This window comes from Vibrio sp. 2033 (assembly GCF_033339735.1).
In genome coordinates this window covers 1-512 of record NZ_JAWOVC010000870.1, presented here as the reverse complement: position 1 = coordinate 512, position 512 = coordinate 1, and the positions used below count along the sequence as shown (strand labels likewise).

At 50.0% G+C, this 512-nt stretch carries 1 protein-coding gene; it reads left to right on the top strand.

The window, feature by feature from the left end:
- On the top strand, positions 1 to 512 hold a 512-nt coding region (torT, locus tag R7P74_RS29555; protein ID WP_318124317.1), incomplete at both ends, for a TMAO reductase system periplasmic protein TorT.

Sequence of the window (512 nt, the reverse complement as noted above, 5' to 3'; positions counted from 1 at the left end):
AGCAGCAACTTGCGCTGTGTACCCAATGGGGTGCGGATGCCATTATTTTAGGCACGGTTGATCCTCACGCCTATGAACACAACTTAAAAAGTTGGGTCGGCAACACGCCCGTATTTGCAACAGTCAACCAACTCGATCTTGATGAAGAACAGAGCACACTGCTCAAAGGCGAAGTCGGTGTCGATTGGTATTGGATGGGTTACGAGGCCGGTAAGTACTTAGCCGAGCGCCATCCAAAAGGCTCAGGTAAAACCAATATTGCCCTACTGCTTGGCCCGCGTACTCGTGGTGGCACTAAGCCTGTCACAACGGGGTTTTATGAAGCTATCAAAAACAGCGACATCCACATCGTTGACTCCTTTTGGGCAGACAACGACAAAGAGTTACAGCGTAACCTGGTGCAGCGCGTGATTGATATGGGGAACATTGATTACATCGTCGGCAGTGCGGTCGCCATAGAAGCAGCCATCAGTGAATTGCGCAGCGCAGATAAAACCCATGATATTGGTTTG